We start from the raw sequence: 18,884 nt of genomic DNA, 5'->3' as shown, positions 1-18,884 counted from the left end.
ACAACTAGATGACTGGCGGACGGAGCGATGCACAAGCCTCAGCCGGCCGACCCTGGGACGGACAGCGTCGACGTCATCGACCGTTCCTCGCCGCTGCCCTTGTACGTGCAGATCAAGCGGCGGCTGTTGCAGATGATCGCGTCGTGGGACCGGGCCGACCAGCGGTTCCACACCGACGACGAGCTGTGCCAGCTCTTCAAGGTCAGCCGCATGACCGTGCGGCAGGCGGTCCAGGCGCTGGTCAACGAGGGGCACCTGACGCGCATCCGCGGCGTCGGCACCTTCGTCGGCACGGGCAAGGTGGACGAACGCTTCACACCCGACATGGACTTCATCGACCAATGGGCCGACAGCGGCCGGCCGCTGGTGATGACTCTGCGCCGCCTGGAACGGATGCCCTGCCCCGCCGCCTACCAGTCGGCCCTCGGCGTCGCGCCGGGCACCCCGGTCCTGTATCTGGAACGGCTGCGGTCGAGCGGCGGCATCCCGATCTCCATCGACTACCGCTACATCCTCGCCGATTACGCCTCCGTGTTCGACCGGGAGACGGTGGAGCGCTGCTCCCTGCTCGACCTGCTGAAGACCTGCGTCGAGCTGGACCGCGGCGTCATGCGCATCGAAGCGACCGCAGCGAACGCGGACGTCGCCGAAATCCTCCAGGTGCTGCCCAACGACCCGGTGCTGGGCCGCCATCTCGTCTATCTGGACGCCAACGAGCGGCCGGTCATGGCCGGCTATTCGATCTACCGCGCCGACCAGGCCCGCTATGTGGTGACGGTGCCGGTGTCCAAGGTCGAACCCACTGGGGCCGTTCCCGCCGGGCCGGCCAACATCGTCAGCTTTTCATCGGAACTGCGCGCCGACGGCGCCAAGACGACAAAGACGTAGGAAAACCAAAAACAAGAAAGTGCGCGGACGGATTCGCCCCGAAGAACAAGGAGGTGAGACAATGTCTGGTGCCTTTGCGAAGATCGCCGGCGCGGCCCTGGCCATCATGGCCGCCACGGGCGTTAGCGCTGCGAGTGCGCAGGAGACGATCAAGATCGGCTCCATCCTGTCGGTGACCGGCCCCGCCGCCTTCCTGGGCGAGGACATGAAGGCCGGGATGGAAATCGCGGTCGAGGAGATCAACGCGGCCGGCGGGATCAACGGCCGCAAGGTCGACTGGGTCTTCTACGACGCGGAGAGCCAGACCCAGAAGGCCATGAGCGCCACCCGCCGCCTGCTGACGCAGGACCGCGTGGACATGATCGTCGGCGGCGGCAGCATGAGCGGCATCGCGCTGGCCATGGCGCCGATGGCCGAGCAGGCCAAGGTCCCCTTCATCTCCACCGAAGGGGCCATGAACATCGTCCAGCCGGTCAGCGAGCGGAAATGGACCTTCAAGAGCACGGTCGACGACGACAGCGTGCTCGACCGCATCGCGGACTATCTCGCCAAGAAGGACATCAGGAAGGTCGCCCTTCTCGCCGATTCCAGCGGCTTCGGGCAGAGCGCCACCGAGCAGATGAAGCTTCTGGCGCCCAAGCGGCAGCTCGACGTCACGTATGAGGCCTTCAACCCCGCCGACACCGACATGACCGCCCAGCTCACCCGCATCCGCGACAGCGGGGCGCAGGCGATCATCTGCTGGACGGTGACCCCCGCGGGCGTGGTGTTCCTGAAGCAGGCGCAGCAACTCGGCCTCGGCGACCGGACTCTGGTCCACAGCTACGGCTTCGTGTCCCAGCGCTACATGGATCTGGCCGGCGACGCCGCGAAGAACCTGCTGCTGGTCAGCGTGAAGTTCCCGGTCGGCGACCAGCTTCCCGACAGCGACCCGCTGAAGCCGCGCGTGCAGGAGCTGATCCAGAAGTTCCAGAAGCGCTACGGCCGCCCGCCCAACCAGTATGTGGCGCAGACCTACGACGCCATCCAGCTCGCCCGCCTCGCCGTCGAGAAGGGCGGCAAGGACAAGGCCAAGCTGCGCGACGCGCTGGAGGCCATCGCCGGCTACAACGGCACCGGCGGCACCTTCACCTTCACGCCCGCGCGCCATTCCGGGCTGTCGAAGGACGACATCGTGATGCTGGACTGGAAGAACGGCCGCTTCAACCTGGCCGACTACCGCTGATTTTTGGCGCCCCATTCCGTCATTCTGAATCGCAGGAGCACGCGATGCCCCTCCACCGCGACATGACGCCCGAGCAGGCCGTGATGGCCGTCAACACGCTTCTCGACCTGCCGGAAGACAATTTCCCCCTGACCTTCGACAGCCAGATCCCGCGCATCCGCGAGCTGTTCCACAGCGCGACGAAGAACCAATGGGATCCGCGCACCGACATCGACTGGGACAAGCTGGACCTCTCCCCCTACAGCGAGGAGCAGATCTTCGCGGCCCGGCAATATTGGAGCCGCCGCGCCTGGAGCGAGTACGGCGCCATCTCCGAAAGCCCGGCGCTGCAAATCCGCTTCTGCGAGGAAAAGCGGCCGCCGGACATGCAGCTGTTCTTCACCATCCGCTCGCAGGAGGAGGCCCGCCATGCCGAGGTCTGCTTCATGATGGCGGAAAAGCTCGGCGGCTATCTGGAAAAGCCGGTGCAGGAGCTGTTCCAGGGCTCCGTCGCCACCCACGGCGTGCGCAAGGCCGCGCTCGATCCCGAGGTGCCGCTGGAGGCGATCATCGCCGCACTCGTCTGCGCGGCGGAGGAGATCGCCTTCGACGTCTTCCGGCATCTGGTGGAGATCACCCGCGACCCCGTGGCCCGGCAGATCTGCCGCGCCATCATGCGCGACGAGGTCCGGCACTGCGCCTTCGGCTGGCATTTCCTGGAGCATCAGGTGACCGGCATGACGCCGGAGCAGCGGAAGGTCGTCGAGACCGCGGTCATCACCATGATCGAGAAGGTCGAGCTGAACGGCTACCACAGCGCTTGGCTCGCCCCGGAGAATCCGGCGTCGCGCGCCGAGGTGGAGGCCGACCGCCTGACCTGGGAAGCCGGCCTCGGCGCCACGGTCGAGGAGGTGGAGAAGCCGGTCTTCGTCGCCTCCATCGTCCGCATCCGCGAGCGCATGCAGGCCCTGGGCATCACCCTGCCGACCTTCCACCACGACAAGATCGGCGCCTTCTGATCATGGAGCCCATCATGGACACCGCCACGCAGGCTCCGCCCAAGCCCACTCCGGCGCCGACGCCACTGTTCGTCGAGAAGCGCTTCCCGCTGCGCCTGTCGCCCAGCATCACCGGCATCCGCGACCTGTACCAGAACGGCAAGGCAAACCGCTGGGATCCGCAGCGGGACATTCCCTGGGCCGACCTCGACGCCGACCGGTACGATCCGGCCGTGCGGCTGGCGGCGCGCTGGACCTGGAGCCGGCGGCTGTGGATCGAGGCCATGGGGCTGAAGGAGACACCCTCCCTGCTCGTCCGCTTCTGCGTCGAGGACCAGCGGGAGTCCGACCCGAAGTTCTTCCTGACCGTGCGCGGCACGGAGGAGGCGTGGCACGTCGACTGCTTCGATCGCATCGCCGGCCGCTTCGGCGGGCGCATGGATCGGCCGGTCACCGCGGCCTACGAGGCGCTGTTCAACCGCAGCCTCCACCGCCGCGCGCTGAACGCGGAACGGTCGCTGGACGCCTACGTCGTCACCCACTGCGCCTTCGAGGACGGGCTGGAGCTGGAGCTGTTCCGTGCCTATCGCCGCAACGCCGCGGACCCGGTGATCGCCGCGGTGCTCGACCGCTGCATCGCCGACAAGGAGCGGCACGCCTCCTTCGGCTGGCTCTACGCGGAGGAACGCGCGCCGGGCTGGACCGACGAGGAACGCCGGACCATCACCGGCGAACTGGTGGACCACATGCGGACGGTGGAGCTGGCCGGCTATCACTGCCCCTGGCTGTCCAACGCCGCGGGGACGGAGGCTGCGGCCGACATGGTCTGCGCCACGGCCGGCCTGGGTGCGGCCACGGCCGACGGCGAAGCGGCGGTCCTGCGCGGCTATCTCGCGGCGGCGCGGCAGAAGCTGCGGTCGCTCGGCATCGAGCTGCCGGAGTTCCAGCACACGCTTCTCGGCACCGCCTGAATCGGCAGCCTCTGAACGCGTCCCGCGACTTTGCGGAGGACCCAACGATGGACAGCGCATCCACCGTTCTGCAGCTTCTCTTTTCCGGCATCGGGACGGGGGCCATCTACGCCCTGGTCGCCGTCGGCTTCAACGTCATCTTCAAGAGCACCGACGCGATCAACTTCTCCCAGGGCGAATGGGTCATGATGGGCGGCATGGTGGCCGCCGCGACGGTCACCGCGTCGTCATCGCCGGTGTGGCTCGCCTGCCTGTTCGCCGTGCTGGTGGTGACCGCGGTCGGGCTGGTGTCGGAACGGCTGGTGATCCTGCCCATCGCCAAGCCGACCCCGCTCCTGATCACGCTGATCAGCATCGGGCTCGCCATCTGCACCAAGAGTGCCGTGATGCTGACGCTGGGCAAGAACCCGGCGGGCTACCCGGGTTTCGCCGGCGACGCGCTGGTCACCGTGGCGGGCGCCACCGTCCATTCGCAGACCCTGTGGATCCTGGCGATCACCGCCGCCTTCATGGTGCTGGCGCATCTGTTCTTCGAGAAGACGGTGCTTGGCAAGGCGCTGCGCGCCGCCGCCGCGGACCGCGACGCGGCGGCGCTGGTCGGCATCAAGGCGCGCAGCACCGTCATGTGGTCCTTCGCCATCGCCGCCATGGCCGGCGCCATCGCCGGCACCATCATCACGCCGCTGACGCTGACCTCCTACGACGCCGGCACGATGCTGGGCTTCAAGGGCTTCAGCGCGGCCATGCTCGGCGGGCTCGGCAACCTCTACGGCTCGCTCCTCGGCGGGCTGCTGCTGGGTGTGCTGGAGGCCTTCGCCAGCGGCTACATCTCCTCGCACTTCAAGGACGCCATCGCCTTTGTCGTGCTTCTGCTCATCCTCTTCTGGCGCCCGGTCGGCCTCATCGGCAAGCCGGTCGTCGAGAAGGTCTGAGGGAGCGGACCGATGACTGGAATGAACGACGTCATGGACCGAAGCCGCGGCCGCGCCAAAGCCGCAGCACCCTCACGACGGGCGGTGCGCCGCTTCACCGGCGACCACGCGCTTCTGGGCGGAGTCTGGCTGCTGCTGGCCGCCTTCCCCTTCGTGGCGCCGAACGACTTCATGGTCTCGCTCGGCGTGCTGTTCTTCATCAACCTGATCCTGATCGCCAGCCTGAACACGCTGATGGGCTTCTGCGGGCAGATCTCGCTCAGCCACGGCGCCTTCTACGGGCTGGGCGCCTACACCAGCGGCATCCTGTCGGTGAAGCTGGGCGTCGATCCCTGGATCGGCGTGCCGGCCGGTATGTTGGTCGCGGCGCTGTCGGCCCTGATCATCGGGCTGCCGGCCCTGCGGCTGCGCGGGCATTACCTCGCCATGGCGACGCTGGGCTTCAACGCCATCCTGACCGTGCTGTTCAACGAGCTGGTCGGTCTGACCGGCGGGCCGAACGGGCTGCTGGGCGTGGCCCCCTTCAGCATCGGCGGCCTGGACATCGCCACCGACGACCGCGTCTTCTGGCTGGTCTGGGCCTGCGGCGGGCTGGTCATGCTGGCGATCCTGAACCTGGTCAAGTCCCGCGTCGGCCGGGCGCTGAGCGCGCTGGCGACCAGCGAGATCGGGGCCGACGCGCTGGGCGTGAACTGCTTCCGCTACAAGCTGGTGGTCTTCGTGTTGACGGCCGCCATGGCCGGCCTCGCCGGCGGGCTCTACGTGCATTACAACCAGTACGCCTCGCCGGAGACCTTCGGCTACTTCACCTCGGTGATGCTGGTGGTGATGGTGGCGCTCGGCGGCTGGGGCCGCTATTGGGGGCCGCTGTTCGGCGCCCTGCTCTACACCGCGGTGCCGGAGGCGCTGCGCTCGCTCGGCGACTTCGAGCTGTTCCTGTTCGGCCTGTGCATGATCCTGGTGCTGCTGTTCTTCCCCGGCGGCATAGCCGCGGCGGTCTCCACGCTCGGCAACCGCCTGTTCGGCAAGACCAAGGCGGGAGGCCGGGCATGAGCTTCCTCCACATCGCCGACCTCCAGCGCAATTTCGGCGGCCTGCGGGCGGTCAGCGACCTGACCTTCTCGGTCGCGCAAGGCGAGATCAAGGCGGTCATCGGCCCGAACGGCGCCGGCAAGACGACGCTGTTCAACCTGATCGCCGGCGTGACGCCGCCATCATCCGGCCAAATCACCCTGGACGGCGCCCGCATCGACCAACTGAAGCCCTACCAGCGGGTCGAGCGCGGCATCGCCCGCACCTTCCAGAACCTCCAGATCTTCAAGGACATGACGGTGCTGGAGAACGTCATGGTCGGCCGCCACGCGCGCACCCGCTGCGACGTGCTGCACGGGCTGCTCCGCACCCGCGCCGCCTTGCGGGAGGAGGAAGCGATCCGCGACTCCGCCACGCAGCAGCTGGAACGGCTGGGCCTCGCTCACCGCGCCGACGACCGCGCGGGCTCCCTCAGCTTCGGCGAATGCAAGGTGCTGGAGATCGCCCGCGCGCTGGCCGCCGAACCGAAGCTCCTGCTGCTCGACGAACCCACGGCCGGCCTGCCCCACGCGGAGACGGAGCGCATCACCGACACCATCCGCGCCCTGAACGCCGAAGGCGTCACCGTGCTGCTGGTGGAGCACAACATGCGCATGGTCATGCGGCTGAGCCACAGCATCCTGGTCCTGAACTACGGGCGCCGCATCGCCGAGGGCCCGGCCGAGGCCGTGCGCCGCGACCCCGCCGTCCTGGAAGCCTATCTCGGCGAGGAGGACGACGATGCGTGACGACGAGCAGTCGCCCGGCGGTCGCCGTTTAACCCTCTCCCCTCTGGGGAGAGGGCAGGGTGAGGGGGCTCCTCCACCTTGGCACGTCCAGCAACAGCGTAACCCCCTCACCCTAACCCTCTCCCCAGAGGGGAGAGGGGATTTCTAACGCAATCGCCCAGCTGTCCCCGCCCTGTTGCCTCATTTCCCCGGATCTTATAGGATAAAGATCCTACACCCCCGGGAGGGAGCCACCATGAAACACCATCGTCGTTCATGTTTCATGACGTTTCACAACGTTTCATTCGCTGGCACCCCACGTCCGATGGCCCTGATGGATGGCTCCGATGCTTGACGTCACCGGCCTCGACGCCGGCTACGGCGAAATCCAGATCCTGCGGGGCCTCTCCCTGACCGTGGAGCCCGGGGAGTGCGTCTGCCTCGTCGGCGCGAACGGGGCGGGCAAGACCACGCTGATGCGCAGCCTGTCCGGCCTGCTGCGTCCGGTCGGCGGCTCGATCCGCTTCGACGGGCAGGAGCTGGCGCGCCTGTCCGCGCACGACGTGGTCACCCGGGGTGTCGCCCTGGTGCCGGAGGGGCGCCGGGTCTTCGGCCCGCTGACCGTGCGCGACAACCTGGAGATGGGCGCCTTCCGCCACCTGTGGCCGCGCCGGAATGACGGCTTCGGCCGCGACCTGGACTTCGTCCTGACCCTGTTCCCGCGCCTGCGCGAACGGCTCCAGCAACCGGCGGGCACGCTGTCGGGCGGCGAACAGCAGATGCTCGCCATCGGGCGTGCCCTGATGACCCGGCCCAAGCTGCTGCTGCTCGACGAGCCGTCCATGGGCCTCGCCCCGCTCGTCGTGAAGGAGATCTTCGCCACCATCCGCGCCCTCAACGCCGAGGGGATGGCGATCCTGCTGGCCGAGCAGAACGCGCGCATGGCCCTGCGCACCGCCTCGCGCGGCTACGTGATCGCCGAGGGGCGCATCGTCAACAGCGCGGACACCGCCGCCCTCCAGCGCGATCCCGCCGTTCAGGAGGCCTATCTTGGCTTTTGACTTTCCCGCCGGCCATACCTGGGCGGACGGAGACCCCGCGCCCATCGACGAGGCCATGGAGCGGGAGTTCAACCTGCGCCCCCGCCATCCCGAACGCGAGGCCGTCTACGCCGACTTCGCCCGGCGCAGCGCGGCATTCCGGGAGGCGCACCCTGCCCTGTTGGACCAGCGTTACGGCCCCGGCCCGCGTGCCCGGCTGGACGTGTTCCCGGCCGGCGACGGCGCGCCTGTCTTCCTGTTCATCCACGGCGGCTACTGGCGCACGCTGGACAAGGACGTGTTCTCCTTCCTGGCCGCGTCCTTCGTGGACGCCGGGATCTCCGTGGTGATGCCGAATTACGACCTGGTCCCGTCGGTGCCGCTGGCGGACATCGTGGAGCAGATGCGCCAGGCGCTTGCCTGGGTTCGGGCGGAAGCCGCGTCCTTCGGGGCCGACGCGTCGCGCATCGTGCTGTCCGGCCATTCCGCGGGCGGGCACCTCGCCGCATATACGGCGCTCACGGACAGTATCGGCATCCGGGGAGTTCTTCCGGTCAGCGGGGTGTTCGAACTGGCGCGCCTGCTGCGGACCAGCATCAACCGCGACGCCCGGATGACCCCCGCCGTGGCCGACGCCCTTAGCCCGCACCGTCTGGCGGCGGAGATGACAAGCCTTCCGGCCGTGCCGCTGCTGTTGCTGGTTGGCGGGGAGGAGACGGCCGGCTTCCAGCAGCAGAGCCGCGACTTCCTGGAGGTGTGGCGGGGCCGCGGGCGGCCGGGCGCGATGGTGCTGGCGCCGGGACGGACGCACTTCACGGTTCTGGAAACGCTCGCCGACCCCCATGGCCCCGTCTTCAACGAGGTGCGGAGGATCCTCGGCACCCAACCGCAGCCATCCGAACACAAAGGACACTGAAGCATGGAAGCCATCAACCCGCCGGACATGGCCGGCCCGCTCGGCCACTACACCCAGGGGATCCTGGTGCCCCGGGACCATGACTGGCTCTGCATCTCCGGGCAGGTCGGCGTGTCGCCCGACGGGATCGTCCCCGACCGCTTCGACGAGCAGGCGCGGCTGTGCTGGGAGAACATCGGCGCGGTCCTGCGCGCCGCCGGGATGGGCGTCGAGCATCTGGTCAAGACGACGGTGTTCCTGACCGACGCCGCCGACCTGCCCGCCTTCGGTCCGGTCCGCACCGCCTTCCTCGGCACGCACAAGCCCGCCTCGACGCTGCTGATCGTCAAGGGGCTGGCGCGGCCCGAATGGAGGGTGGAAATCGAGGCCGTCGCCGCGCGCCCGGCCTCCCGCTGACCGGCTGCATCACCCGACCAATTCCGGAGCCGGCTCGGCGAGGCGGGCGCTGACATCGTCCGCCGGGGCCGGACGGCCGAGCAGGTAGCCCTGCACCTGGTTGCAGGACTCCGACCGCAGCAGGCGCAGCTGCTCCTCCGTTTCCACGCCTTCCGCGGTCACCGTGATGCGCAGGCTGCGGGCGAGCGCGATGATGGCGCGGACGATGGCGCGCGAGTCCTCGTTCGTCGGCATGTTGCCGATGAAGGACCGGTCGATCTTGATCTTGTCGAAGGGAAAGCTCTGCAAATAGCTGAGGCTGGAATAGCCGGTCCCGAAGTCGTCGAGCGAGATCCGGATGCCGGCGTCCTTCAGCGCCTTCAGGGTGGACAGCGCCCGGGCGCTGTCGTCGATCAGCACGCCTTCGGTGACCTCCAGCTCCAGCCGTTCCGGCGGCAGCCCCGTGTCCTTGAGGATGCCGATGACGCGCTCCGCCAAATCGGCGTGGCGGAACTGCACCGGCGACAGGTTCACGGCGACCCGGATGGAGGACGGCCAGCGCACGGCCTCCCGGCAGGCTTCCCGCAGGACCCACTCGCCCAGCGGCACGATCAGCCCGGTTTCCTCGGCCATCGGGATGAAGTCCGACGGCGCGACCAAGCCGCGCTCCGGGTGGTTCCAGCGCACCAGCGCCTCGAAGCCGACGATCTGTTGGGTGGTGCAGTCGCCCAGCGGCTGGAAATGCACGGTCAGCTGCTCGCCCAGCAGGGCCTGCTGCAGGTCGCGCTCCAGCCGGCGGCGTTCCTGAAGGCGCGCGTCCATCTCCGCCTCGAAGAAGCGGTAGGTGCCGCGGCCATCCGCCTTCGCGCGGTACAGCGCCGTGTCCGCATTGCGCAGAAGGGCTTCCCCGGCGCGGGCGTCCTGCGGATAAAGAGCGATGCCGATGCTGGTGCCGATCCGCACCGGCTGGCCGTCCAGGTCGAAGGGCGCGCCGAGTGCTGCCACCATGCGCTTGGCCACCGCCTCCGCGCCGGCCGGCTGGGCGACGCGCGTCTGGAGCACGACGAACTCGTCCCCGCTGAAGCGGGCGACGGTGTCCTGGTCGTTCGCCGCCCGGAGCAGGCGCTGCGCCACCTGCTGGAGCAGTGCGTCGCCCCCGTGATGGCCGAGCAGGTCGTTGACCGCCTTGAAGCGGTCGAGGTCCAGGCAGAGGACGGCCACCGCGCCGCCGTCCCGTTCGGCCAGCGCCAGCGCCTGTTCCAGCCGGTCGTTGAACAGGGCGCGGTTGGGCAACTGCGTCAGCAGGTCGTGGTGCGCCATGTGGCGCAGCCGTTCCTCGGCCTGCTTGCGCTCGCGCAGGTCGCGCACCGCGACGACCCAGGCGGGCCGCCCGTCATGCTCGATGGCTTCGCCCAGAACCTCGACGTCCACAAGGCTGCCGTCGGCGTGGAGCAGGGCGATCTCCCGCGGTTCGTGCGGGGTCGCGGCGGCGTGCACCAGACCCTCGCGGTGGCTCGGCGCGACGAAATCCAGCACCGGGAGGCCGATGAAATCCTCCGGCGCCCGGCCGAGCAGCCGCGCCATGGCCCGGTTGACGTCCAGGATCCGCCCGCCGGCGTGGATCACGATGCCTTCGAAGGTGACGTCCGCCAGCTGACGGAAGCGCGTCTCGCTGGCGCGCAGCCGCGCCGCCTCGCGCGCGGCGCGGGTGGCCAGGCGCTGGTCGACGATGGAGCCGGCAAGGCTGAGCACCAGGATCATCATCGTGATGGCGGCGACGGCCGCCGCCAGCCCCGTGGGGGCCGCCGGGGACGGGACCAGCAGCGCCTCCGTCGGGATCAGGCGGACGGCGGCCATGGCCGTGAAGTGAAGCCCGCAGATGCCCGCCGTCAACAGCCCCGCCGCCATCGCCCGCCGCTGGAGGCCGCTGCGCCCGGCGGTCAGGGCCAGGGCCGCCGCGGCCCCCGCCCCGCCGATGACGAGCGAGGCGGCGACGAAGCTGGGGTCGTAGGACAGGGTCGCCGGGGCGCGCACTGCGGCCATGCCGGTGTAGTGCATGGCCCCGATGGCCGCCCCCAGCAGTCCGCCGCCGCCCAGCGCCGGCAGAGTGCCGCCGCGCAGGTTGACGCCCAGCCCGACGCCGGTCAGCCCGACCGCCAGGGCCACCGACAGCGCGGTCACGCCAAGGTCGTAGCCGATCGGCACGTTGGGCTGAAAGGCCAGCATGGCGACGAAATGGGTCGCCCAGATGCCGCCGCCGGTCGCCAGGGCCCCCGCCGCGGTCCACAGCGGCCGCCCACGCCCGATGGCCGCGCGGGCACGGTCGGTCAGGCTGAGCGCCGTCCAGGCGGCAAACAGGCAGATCATCCCGGCGAGCGCAACCAGCCAAGGATTGTGCTGGTCGGTCAGGCAGGCGTAGACGTCGAACATCGAAACTCGCAAGATTTGGTTGTGTGCGCAGCCTTAACGGGCGACATTAAAATTGTTTTAAATTTAGCAGAGGCCGACGAAAAAACCTAGGGGTGTGGTCGGGTTTATACCCTGGTCAAGCTTCCTATGCCTTGCGGCGGGTTTGCCGCAGGGACCGCGGCAGCACAATTCATGATGATGGACGCCGCAAGCGGGGGGAGGAGCGCATGCTCGTCGCGGTCGCCTACTGGCTTTTCATCCTGCTCACCGCCTTGGGGAAGGTGGTGGCGTTCGTGGCGCTGGTGGTGTTCACCATCGCCTTGCCGCTCGCGCGCATCCAGACGGCGGAACGCTTCGGACGGGCGGTGCTGTCCGACATGGCCGTCATCGGCTTCGGCGTGCTGGGGGTGTTCCTGCTGCTGGAGAACGTGCGCATCTTCCTCGCCGCCGCCTGACCGGCCTGTCTCAAAAGTGAGACGATGTCTCGGATATGAGACATACGGCACGCTTTTTGTCTCGGTTCCGAGACTCCTTAGCTCTCCCCGCTCGCCAAATCCGCGAAGATCCTGGGCCGCGTACGATGGCATGACCTTTGCCTAAAGGGCCGTGTCGAATCCGAACGGCACAAGGTCCGCCGATGGCGCGCGTCACCATGAAAGCTCTCCTGCCGGTCTCCGCACCGCGGCTCTGGTCGCTGGTGCGGTGGGACGGCCGTCTGCTGGACTGGTACCCGGATGCCGTGGATCTGCGTGTGCACGGCCTGCACAAGGGCGCCCACCGCCATCTGCACCTGCGGAACGGCGCAACGCTCGTCCACCAGCTTGAGCACGCGAGCCGGATCGAGGACGCCTACACCTACTCCGTCGTCGACGGCCCTTACCCGGTCGCCGACTACCTGGCGCAGATCCGCGTGCTGCCGCACGGGGATGACCGCGCCACGCTGGTCTGGACGGCGAATTTCCGGCCGGCCGGCCTGTCGGAGGGAGAGGCCGAGTCCTTCATCCAGACGCTGTACCGGAGCGGTTTCGACACTCTTTCCACGCTCCTCGCCGGCCTTGCCGGACCGGGGGGCGCAACAACGGGGGCCGGGCCTCACACGGCCCCGACACTCCGCCCGTAGGAGGAAGTTCGTCCATGAGTTTTCTTGTTTGCGTGGGAGCGCTCGCGTTCCTGATGTTCGTCGCGTACCGCGGCTTCAGCGTCATCCTGTTCGCCCCCATCGCGGCGCTCGGCGCCGTCCTTCTCACCGACCCGTCCGCCGTGCCGCCGATCTTCACCGGCCTGTTCATGGACAAGATGGTCGGCTTCGTGAAGCTGTACTTCCCGGTCTTCCTGCTGGGCGCGGTGTTCGGCAAGGTGATCGAGCTGTCCGGCTTCTCCAAGTCGATCGTCTCCGCCGTGATCAAGCTGGTCGGGCGTGAGCGGGCGATGATGTCCATCGTGCTGGTCTGCATGCTGCTGACCTACGGCGGCGTGTCGCTGTTCGTCGTGGTCTTCGCCGTCTACCCCTTCGCGGCCGAGATGTTCCGCCAGGGCGGCATTCCGAAGCGCCTGATCCCCGGCACCATCGCGCTGGGCGCCTTCACGGTGACGATGGACAGCCTGCCCGGCACGCCGCAGATCCAGAACATCATCCCGACCACCTTCTTCAAGACCGACGCCTTCGCCGCCCCGTGGCTGGGCACCATCGGCGCGATCTTCATCCTGATCGTCGGCATGGCCTACCTGGAATGGCGCCGCAAGGTCGCCGCCGCGGCCGGCGAGGGCTATGGCGAGGGCCACATCAACGAGCCGGAGGCCATCCACGCCGAGGTGCTGCCCAACCCGGTGATCGCGCTGCTGCCGCTGGTCATGGTCGGCGTGCTGAACAAGGTCTTCACCATGCTGATCCCGACCGTCTACGGGACCAGCAACCAGGTGGCGCTGACCGAGGGCGCCAAGCCGCTGGTCACCCAGGTCTCCGCCGTCGCCGGCATCTGGGCGGTCGAGGGCGCGCTGCTCGCCGGCATCCTGACCGTCATGGCGTTTGCCTGGAAGCCGGTGTCCCAGCGCTTCGCCGAGGGCACCAAGACGGCCATCGGCGGTTCGCTGCTCGCCTCCATGAACACGGCGTCGGAATACGGCTTCGGCGCGGTGATCGCGGCGCTGCCGGGCTTCCTGGTGATCGCCGGCGGTCTGAAGGCCATCCCGAACCCGCTGGTCAACGAGGCCATCACCGTCACCACGCTGGCCGGCGTCACCGGCTCCGCGTCGGGCGGCATGAGCATCGCGCTGGCCGCCATGGCCGACCAGTTCATCGCCGCCGCCAACGCCACCGGCATCCCGATGGAAGTCCTGCACCGCGTCGCCTCCATGGCCAGCGGCGGCATGGACACATTGCCGCACAACGGCGCCGTCATCACTCTGCTGGGCGTGACGGGCTTGACGCACCGCCAATCCTACGGCGACATCTTCGCGATCACCTGCATCAAGACGCTCGCGGTCTTCGTCGTGATCGCCGTCTACTACCTGACCGGGATCGTCTGACATGAAGAAACTCATCGCACTGGCCGACGCCGTGGCACTCATTCCCGACGGCGCGGTCCTGATGGTCGGCGGCTTCATGGGGGTGGGCACGCCCCCCCGCCTGATCGACGAGCTGGTCCGTCAGGGCAAGCGCGACCTGACCCTGATCTGCAACGACACCGCCCTGCCGGGCAAGGGCGTCGGCAAGCTGATCGGCGCCAAGGCGTTCCGCCGCGTCATCGCCAGCCACATCGGCCTGAACCCCGAGACGCAGCGCCAGATGATCGCCGGCGAGACGGAGGTGGAACTGGTCCCCCAGGGCACCCTGGCCGAGCGCGTGCGCGCCGCCGGCTTCGGCCTGGGCGGCGTGCTGACACCGACCGGCGTCGGCACCGTGGTGGAAGAGGGCAAGCAGACCGTGGAGGTCGACGGCAAGGTCTTCCTGCTGGAAAAGCCGCTGAAGGCCGATTTCGCCCTGATCAACGCCAAGCGCGCCGATTACTACGGCAACCTCGAATACGCGCTGACCGCGCGCAACTTCAACCCGCTGATGGCCATGGCGGCGGAGACCGTCATCGCCGAGGCGGAGGACATCGTGCCCGTCGGCGTCATCCCGCCCGACGCCGTCGCCACCCCCAACGTGCTGGTCGACTACATCGTCGCCAAGGAGCGCCGCCATGGATGAGAAGACCCTGATCGCCAAGCGCGTGGCGCTGGAACTGGCCGATGGCAATCTCGTCAACCTGGGCATCGGACTGCCGACGCTGGTGGCGCGCTACATCCCCGCCGGCCGGCATGTCTTCTTCCAGTCGGAGAACGGCATCATCGGCATGTCCGGCCCCATCGCGGGGGCTGAGAACCCGGACCTGACCGACGCCGGCGGCAACCCGATCAGCGCCCTGCCCGGCGCGGCGGCCTTCGACAGCGCCATGTCGTTCGGCCTGATCCGCGGCGGCCACCTGGACATCACCGTCCTGGGCGGCTTGCAGGTGGACGAGGAAGGCCGGCTGGCCAATTGGATGGTGCCGGGCAAGATGGTGCCGGGCATGGGCGGGGCGATGGACCTCGTCTCCGGCGCCAAGCGCGTGATCGTCGCCATGCAGCACGTCGCCAAGGGCGAGTCCAAGATCGTCAAGCGCTGCACCCTGCCGCTGACCTCCGTCCGCCGCGTCGATCTGGTGGTCACCGACCTCGCGGTCATCGAGCCGACCGACAAGGGGCTGGTCCTGAAGGAAACGGCCCCCGGCGTGACCGTGGAGCAGGTGCTGGCATCGACGGCCTGCGAACTGATCGTGCCGGCCGACGTGCCGGCGATGGCGCTGTGAGCGGGAGGACAAGGAACATGCTGAAGGGCAAATCGGCCATCGTCACCGGCTCCACCAGCGGCATTGGTCTGGGCATCGCGCGTTGCCTCGCAGCACAAGGCGCCGACGTCCTGCTGAACGGCTTCGGCGACCGCGGCGAGATCGCCGCCCTGTGCGAAAGCCTGGGCCGGGAGTTCGGCGTGCGCGTCGCCTACGACGGCGCGGACATGAGCAAGCCGGCCGAGATCAAGGCGATGGTCGCCAACGCGGAGCAGGCGTTCGGCAAGGTCGACATCCTGGTCAACAACGCCGGCATCCAGCACGTCGCCCCGGTGGAGGACTTCCCCGAGGACGCGTGGGAGCGCGTGATCTCCATCAACCTGTCGGCGGTCTTCTACGGCACGCGCTATGCGCTGCCGGGCATGAAGGCGCGCAACTGGGGCCGCATCATCAACATCGCCTCGGCGCACGGCCTCGTCGCCTCGGCCAACAAGTCGGCCTATGTGGCGGCCAAGCACGGCGTGGTCGGGCTGACCAAGACGGTGGCGCTGGAAACCGCGCTGACCAACGTGACCTGCAACGCCATCTGCCCGGGCTGGGTGCTGACCCCGCTGGTGCAGAAGCAGATCGACGCCCTGGCCGAGAAGAACGGCTGGAGCAACGAGCAGGCCGGCCGCGAGTTGCTGCGCGAGAAGCAGCCGTCGGAAACCTTCGTGACGCCCGAACAACTGGGCGAGCTGGCGGTCTTCCTGTCGTCGGAGGCCGCGTCGAACATGCGCGGCGCCGCGATCAACATGGACGGCGGCTGGCTGGCGCGCTGAACGGACGGCATCCTGCCAAGGAAAAAGGGCCTTTCCCGTGTGGGAAAGGCCCTTTTCTTATCGTCCGGCGGAGCCGGATGGGCGCTGACGTTGGCCGTCGAGAGCCCTTCCAACCGAAGTCCACACTTCCCCACCGTCATCCCAGCGAAGGCTGGGATCCAGGGCACCCCGACGAGTGTCCGAACAGCCCTGGATTCCCGCCTTCGCGGGAATGACGGAAAAGAGGCGCTCGGCGGCGCCTTACTGGTAGTTCAGGCCGCCGTTGATGTTCAGGGTCGAGCCGGTGACGTAGCCGGCGATCTCGGAGGCGAGGTAGGACACCGCGCCGCCGATCTCGTCCGGACGGCCCAGGCGCTTCATCGGGACGCTGTCGGTGATGGCCTGGCGGATGTCCTCGCGGATCGCCATGACCATCTCGGTGCCGATGTAGCCCGGGGCGATGGCGTTGACGGTGACGCCCTTGGTCGCCAGCTCGGCGGCCAGCGCCTTGGTGAAGCCGATCACGCCGGCCTTGGCGGCCGAGTAGTTGGTCTGGCCGGCCTGGCCCTTGACGCCGTTCACCGAGGAGATGTTGATGATGCGGCCCCAGCCGCGCTCCGCCATCTTCGCCGACACCTGCTGGGTCACGTTGAACAGGCTGCTGAGGTTGGTGGCGATCACCGCATCCCACTGCGCCTTTTCCATCTTGGCGAAGAACTTGTCGCGCGTGATGCCCGCGTTGTTCACCAGGACGTCGACCGGGCCCAGGTCGGCCTCGATCTTGGCGACCATCGCCTTGCAGCTCTCGAAGTCGGACACGTCGCCTTCGGCCACGTAGAACTTGAAGCCGAGGGCTTCCTGCTCGCCCAGCCACTTCGCGGCAGGCTCGAAGTTGGGCAGGCAGTTGGCCGCCACGAGGAAGCCATCCTTGGCCAGCGCCTGGCAGATGGCGGTGCCGAGGCCACCCATGGCACCGGTGACAAGCGCGATCTTCTGAGACATCACAATCGCTCCAGCATTGATACGGCGCGCCCCAGGGAAGGCGAGCCGGCAGGTGTTTCCGGAAAACAGCAGGTTGCTTTCTCTGCTGGTCGCTGCCGTGTTGCTCGCTTATGCGCCAGGAACATCAACCACAGCGGCGCGCGCACCATAGACCAAGATCGTTCGCGCGCCAATGCGCTGCAACATCGCACCGCAGCGTGAACCGCATTTTTCACAAGATTGACAAGAAAAAAGCCCCGCCCGGAGGGTTGCCGCAGCGCGGCATCGGCCCCCGCCCTACCCTTTCGCCCGCAAGCCCGCGCGGGCGAGCTTCTTGTAGAAGGCGGCCCGTGAGATGCCGAGGCGCTTGGCCGCCTCCGCAGCCCTTTGGCCGGAGTCCTCCAGCGCCCGTTGCAGCAGCGCGCGCTCGAACGCGGCGAAGGCGTCGTCGTAGGACGGCAAGGGCGCTTCCGGCGGCACCGCCAACGGCGCGGCCGCGGAGGAGGACGGCGGCGGGACGGGGGCTTCCGCCGAACCGTCCACCGGCAACGCCTCCGCCAGATCCGCGACGGTCAGGTTGCGGTTGTCGGTCAGCATGCACACGCGCTCCAGCACGTTGCGCAGTTCGCGGACGTTGCCCGGCCAGGAATGGCGGCCGAGCGCCGCCACGGCCTCGGGCGTCAGCACCCGGCTCGGCATGCCGGTGCGCAGCGCGATTTCCTGGAGGATCGCTTCGGCGATCGCCTCCAGCCCGTGCCCCATCTCCGTCAGCGACGGCAGGCGGATGCACAGCACGTTCAGCCGGTAATAGAGGTCGGCGCGGAAGCGCCCGTCGCGGATGCGCTGTTCCAGGTCCACGTTCGTCGCCGCGATGACCCGCACGTCCACCTTGACCGGCCGGTCGGATCCCAGCGGTTCGATCTCCTGCTCCTGCAAGGCGCGCAGCAGCTTGGCCTGAAGGGCGAGCGGCATGTCCCCGATCTCGTCCAGGAACAGAGTGCCGCCGTCCGCCGTCTTGAAGCGCCCTTCCCGCCCCCGCCGGTCCACACCGGTGTAGGCGCCGGGCACCGTTCCGAAGAATTCGGCTTCCAGCAGCGTGTCGGGAATGGCCGCCACGTTGACCCCGACGAAGGGTTTCGCCGACCGCGCCGACAGTCCGTGGATGGCCTGGGCGATCAGCTCCTTCCCCGTCCCGGTCTCCCCCAGCAGCAGGATCGGCGAATCATGGCGCGCGGCGAGCCGGGCCCGGCGCTTGACGTCCAGGCAGATGGGGCTGTCGCCGACGTAGCTTTGCAGCGTGTGGCGCGGTTGCCGGCGTTCGTTGAGGTGGCGCTTCGCCGCCTCCAGCTCCGCCTCCAGCCGGGCGAGTTCGCCGAGCAGGGGCTTCAGCCGGTGCAGGCTGTCGTAGAAGACATAGCCCACGGCCCCGATCACCGTACCGTCGTCGTCGGTCAGCGGGAAACGGGAAACAACCAAACGTTGAGGTCCGAAGCTCATGACGTCGAGCAGGATCGGCCGCCCGCTCTTCACGACCTGGCGCAGCTGGCTGTTGGGGATGACCGCCTCCACCTCCCGCCCGATGGCGGAGGCCGGATCGCTGATGCCCAGCATCTTGGCGTATTTGGCGTTGATCCAGACGATGCGCCCATTCCGGTCGATGGCGACCGTGCCTTCGGATTGCGTTTCCAGCGCCTCGAACAGGGACGGCATGGCCCGCCGCCGCAGGATCTCGGCCTGGCCGCCGGGGTCATCGTCAAACAAG

General features: G+C 68.5%; 18 protein-coding genes and 1 pseudogene. 16 read left to right on the top strand and 3 right to left on the bottom strand.

The genetic code is table 11. The annotated features are described in order from the left end of the window. Positions 1-27: 27 nt before the first annotated feature. The 10 genes and pseudogenes from J2851_RS13370 (at position 28) to J2851_RS13325 (ending at position 9,144) form a co-directional block, all read left to right on the top strand. On the top strand, positions 28-888 hold the full coding sequence (locus J2851_RS13370; RefSeq protein ID WP_209766767.1) for a GntR family transcriptional regulator: 861 nt from the start codon (positions 28-30) through the stop codon (positions 886-888). A gap of 61 nt (positions 889-949) precedes the next feature. Beyond that, complete coding sequence (locus tag J2851_RS13365) at positions 950-2,113, top strand: ABC transporter substrate-binding protein (RefSeq protein ID WP_209766766.1); 1,164 nt, start codon at positions 950-952, stop codon at positions 2,111-2,113. Positions 2,114-2,157: 44 nt separating this feature from the next. Beyond that, complete coding sequence (locus tag J2851_RS13360) at positions 2,158-3,111, top strand: ferritin-like domain-containing protein (protein ID WP_209766765.1); 954 nt, start codon at positions 2,158-2,160, stop codon at positions 3,109-3,111. A 14-nt stretch (positions 3,112-3,125) separates the two neighbouring features. Next, positions 3,126-4,061 carry a hypothetical protein gene (locus tag J2851_RS13355; RefSeq protein WP_209766764.1) on the top strand — a complete coding sequence of 312 codons (936 nt, stop codon included), beginning with the start codon at positions 3,126-3,128 and terminating at the stop codon, positions 4,059-4,061. A gap of 47 nt (positions 4,062-4,108) precedes the next feature. After that, on the top strand, positions 4,109-4,993 hold the full coding sequence (locus J2851_RS13350; protein ID WP_209766763.1) for a branched-chain amino acid ABC transporter permease: 885 nt from the start codon (positions 4,109-4,111) through the stop codon (positions 4,991-4,993). A 12-nt stretch (positions 4,994-5,005) separates the two neighbouring features. Continuing rightward, positions 5,006-6,046, top strand: coding sequence for a branched-chain amino acid ABC transporter permease (locus J2851_RS13345; RefSeq protein WP_209766762.1), 1,041 nt, complete (start codon positions 5,006-5,008; stop codon positions 6,044-6,046). Then, entirely contained in the window at positions 6,043-6,813 is a 771-nt protein-coding gene (locus tag J2851_RS13340) for an ABC transporter ATP-binding protein (RefSeq protein WP_209766761.1), read from the top strand. The genes J2851_RS13345 and J2851_RS13340 overlap by 4 nt, the downstream gene beginning before the upstream one ends. Before the next feature lie 386 nt (positions 6,814-7,199). Further along, positions 7,200-7,853 (top strand): annotated as a pseudogene (locus tag J2851_RS13335) (ABC transporter ATP-binding protein); the annotation flags it as partial. Continuing rightward, positions 7,843-8,748 (top strand): alpha/beta hydrolase, encoded by a 906-nt coding sequence (locus J2851_RS13330; protein WP_209766759.1) that lies wholly within the window; start codon positions 7,843-7,845, stop codon positions 8,746-8,748. The pseudogene J2851_RS13335 and the gene J2851_RS13330, both read left to right, overlap by 11 nt. A gap of 3 nt (positions 8,749-8,751) precedes the next feature. After that, positions 8,752-9,144: a RidA family protein gene (locus tag J2851_RS13325; RefSeq protein WP_209766758.1), complete on the top strand. Its 393-nt coding sequence runs from the start codon at positions 8,752-8,754 to the stop codon at positions 9,142-9,144. Between the two features lie 9 nt (positions 9,145-9,153). Here J2851_RS13325 and J2851_RS13320 read toward each other — a convergent pair whose 3' ends face one another. Continuing rightward, positions 9,154-11,553 (bottom strand): EAL domain-containing protein, encoded by a 2,400-nt coding sequence (locus tag J2851_RS13320; protein ID WP_209766757.1) that lies wholly within the window; start codon positions 11,551-11,553, stop codon positions 9,154-9,156. Between the two features lie 206 nt (positions 11,554-11,759). On the opposite strand from J2851_RS13320, the gene J2851_RS13315 reads away from it, so the two are divergent. The 6 genes from J2851_RS13315 (at position 11,760) to J2851_RS13290 (ending at position 16,162) form a co-directional block, all read left to right on the top strand. Beyond that, positions 11,760-11,987 carry a hypothetical protein gene (locus J2851_RS13315; protein WP_209766756.1) on the top strand — a complete coding sequence of 76 codons (228 nt, stop codon included), beginning with the start codon at positions 11,760-11,762 and terminating at the stop codon, positions 11,985-11,987. A 182-nt stretch (positions 11,988-12,169) separates the two neighbouring features. Beyond that, positions 12,170-12,652 (top strand): SRPBCC family protein, encoded by a 483-nt coding sequence (locus J2851_RS13310; RefSeq protein ID WP_209766755.1) that lies wholly within the window; start codon positions 12,170-12,172, stop codon positions 12,650-12,652. A 14-nt stretch (positions 12,653-12,666) separates the two neighbouring features. Further along, complete coding sequence (locus J2851_RS13305; protein ID WP_209766754.1) at positions 12,667-14,058, top strand: GntP family permease; 1,392 nt, start codon at positions 12,667-12,669, stop codon at positions 14,056-14,058. A gap of 1 nt (position 14,059) precedes the next feature. Continuing rightward, positions 14,060-14,722, top strand: a complete 663-nt coding sequence (locus J2851_RS13300) for a CoA transferase subunit A (RefSeq protein WP_209766753.1) — start codon at positions 14,060-14,062, stop codon at positions 14,720-14,722. Then, a complete protein-coding gene (locus tag J2851_RS13295; RefSeq protein WP_209766752.1) occupies positions 14,715-15,362 on the top strand; it encodes a 3-oxoacid CoA-transferase subunit B in 648 nt (215 codons plus the stop codon). Before J2851_RS13300 ends, J2851_RS13295 begins: the two co-directional genes overlap by 8 nt. Positions 15,363-15,379: 17 nt before the next feature. Next, a complete protein-coding gene (locus tag J2851_RS13290; RefSeq protein ID WP_209766751.1) occupies positions 15,380-16,162 on the top strand; it encodes a 3-hydroxybutyrate dehydrogenase in 783 nt (260 codons plus the stop codon). 240 nt (positions 16,163-16,402) lie between these two features. On the opposite strand, the gene phbB is transcribed toward J2851_RS13290, so the two are convergent. Both phbB and J2851_RS13280 read right to left on the bottom strand, forming a co-directional pair. Further along, positions 16,403-17,143, bottom strand: a complete 741-nt coding sequence (gene phbB / locus J2851_RS13285; RefSeq protein ID WP_209766750.1) for a beta-ketoacyl-ACP reductase — start codon at positions 17,141-17,143, stop codon at positions 16,403-16,405. Between the two features lie 276 nt (positions 17,144-17,419). Next, positions 17,420-18,883: a sigma-54 interaction domain-containing protein gene (locus J2851_RS13280; protein WP_246500628.1), complete on the bottom strand. Its 1,464-nt coding sequence runs from the start codon at positions 18,881-18,883 to the stop codon at positions 17,420-17,422. Between the last annotated feature and the right edge of the window lies 1 nt (position 18,884).

Origin of the sequence: Azospirillum rugosum (assembly GCF_017876155.1) — a bacterium.
In the GTDB taxonomy this organism is placed as follows: Bacteria; Pseudomonadota; Alphaproteobacteria; order Azospirillales; family Azospirillaceae; genus Azospirillum; species Azospirillum rugosum.
The sequence above is the reverse complement of the archived record's forward strand: the minus strand, read 5'-3'. Positions and strand labels throughout refer to the sequence as shown.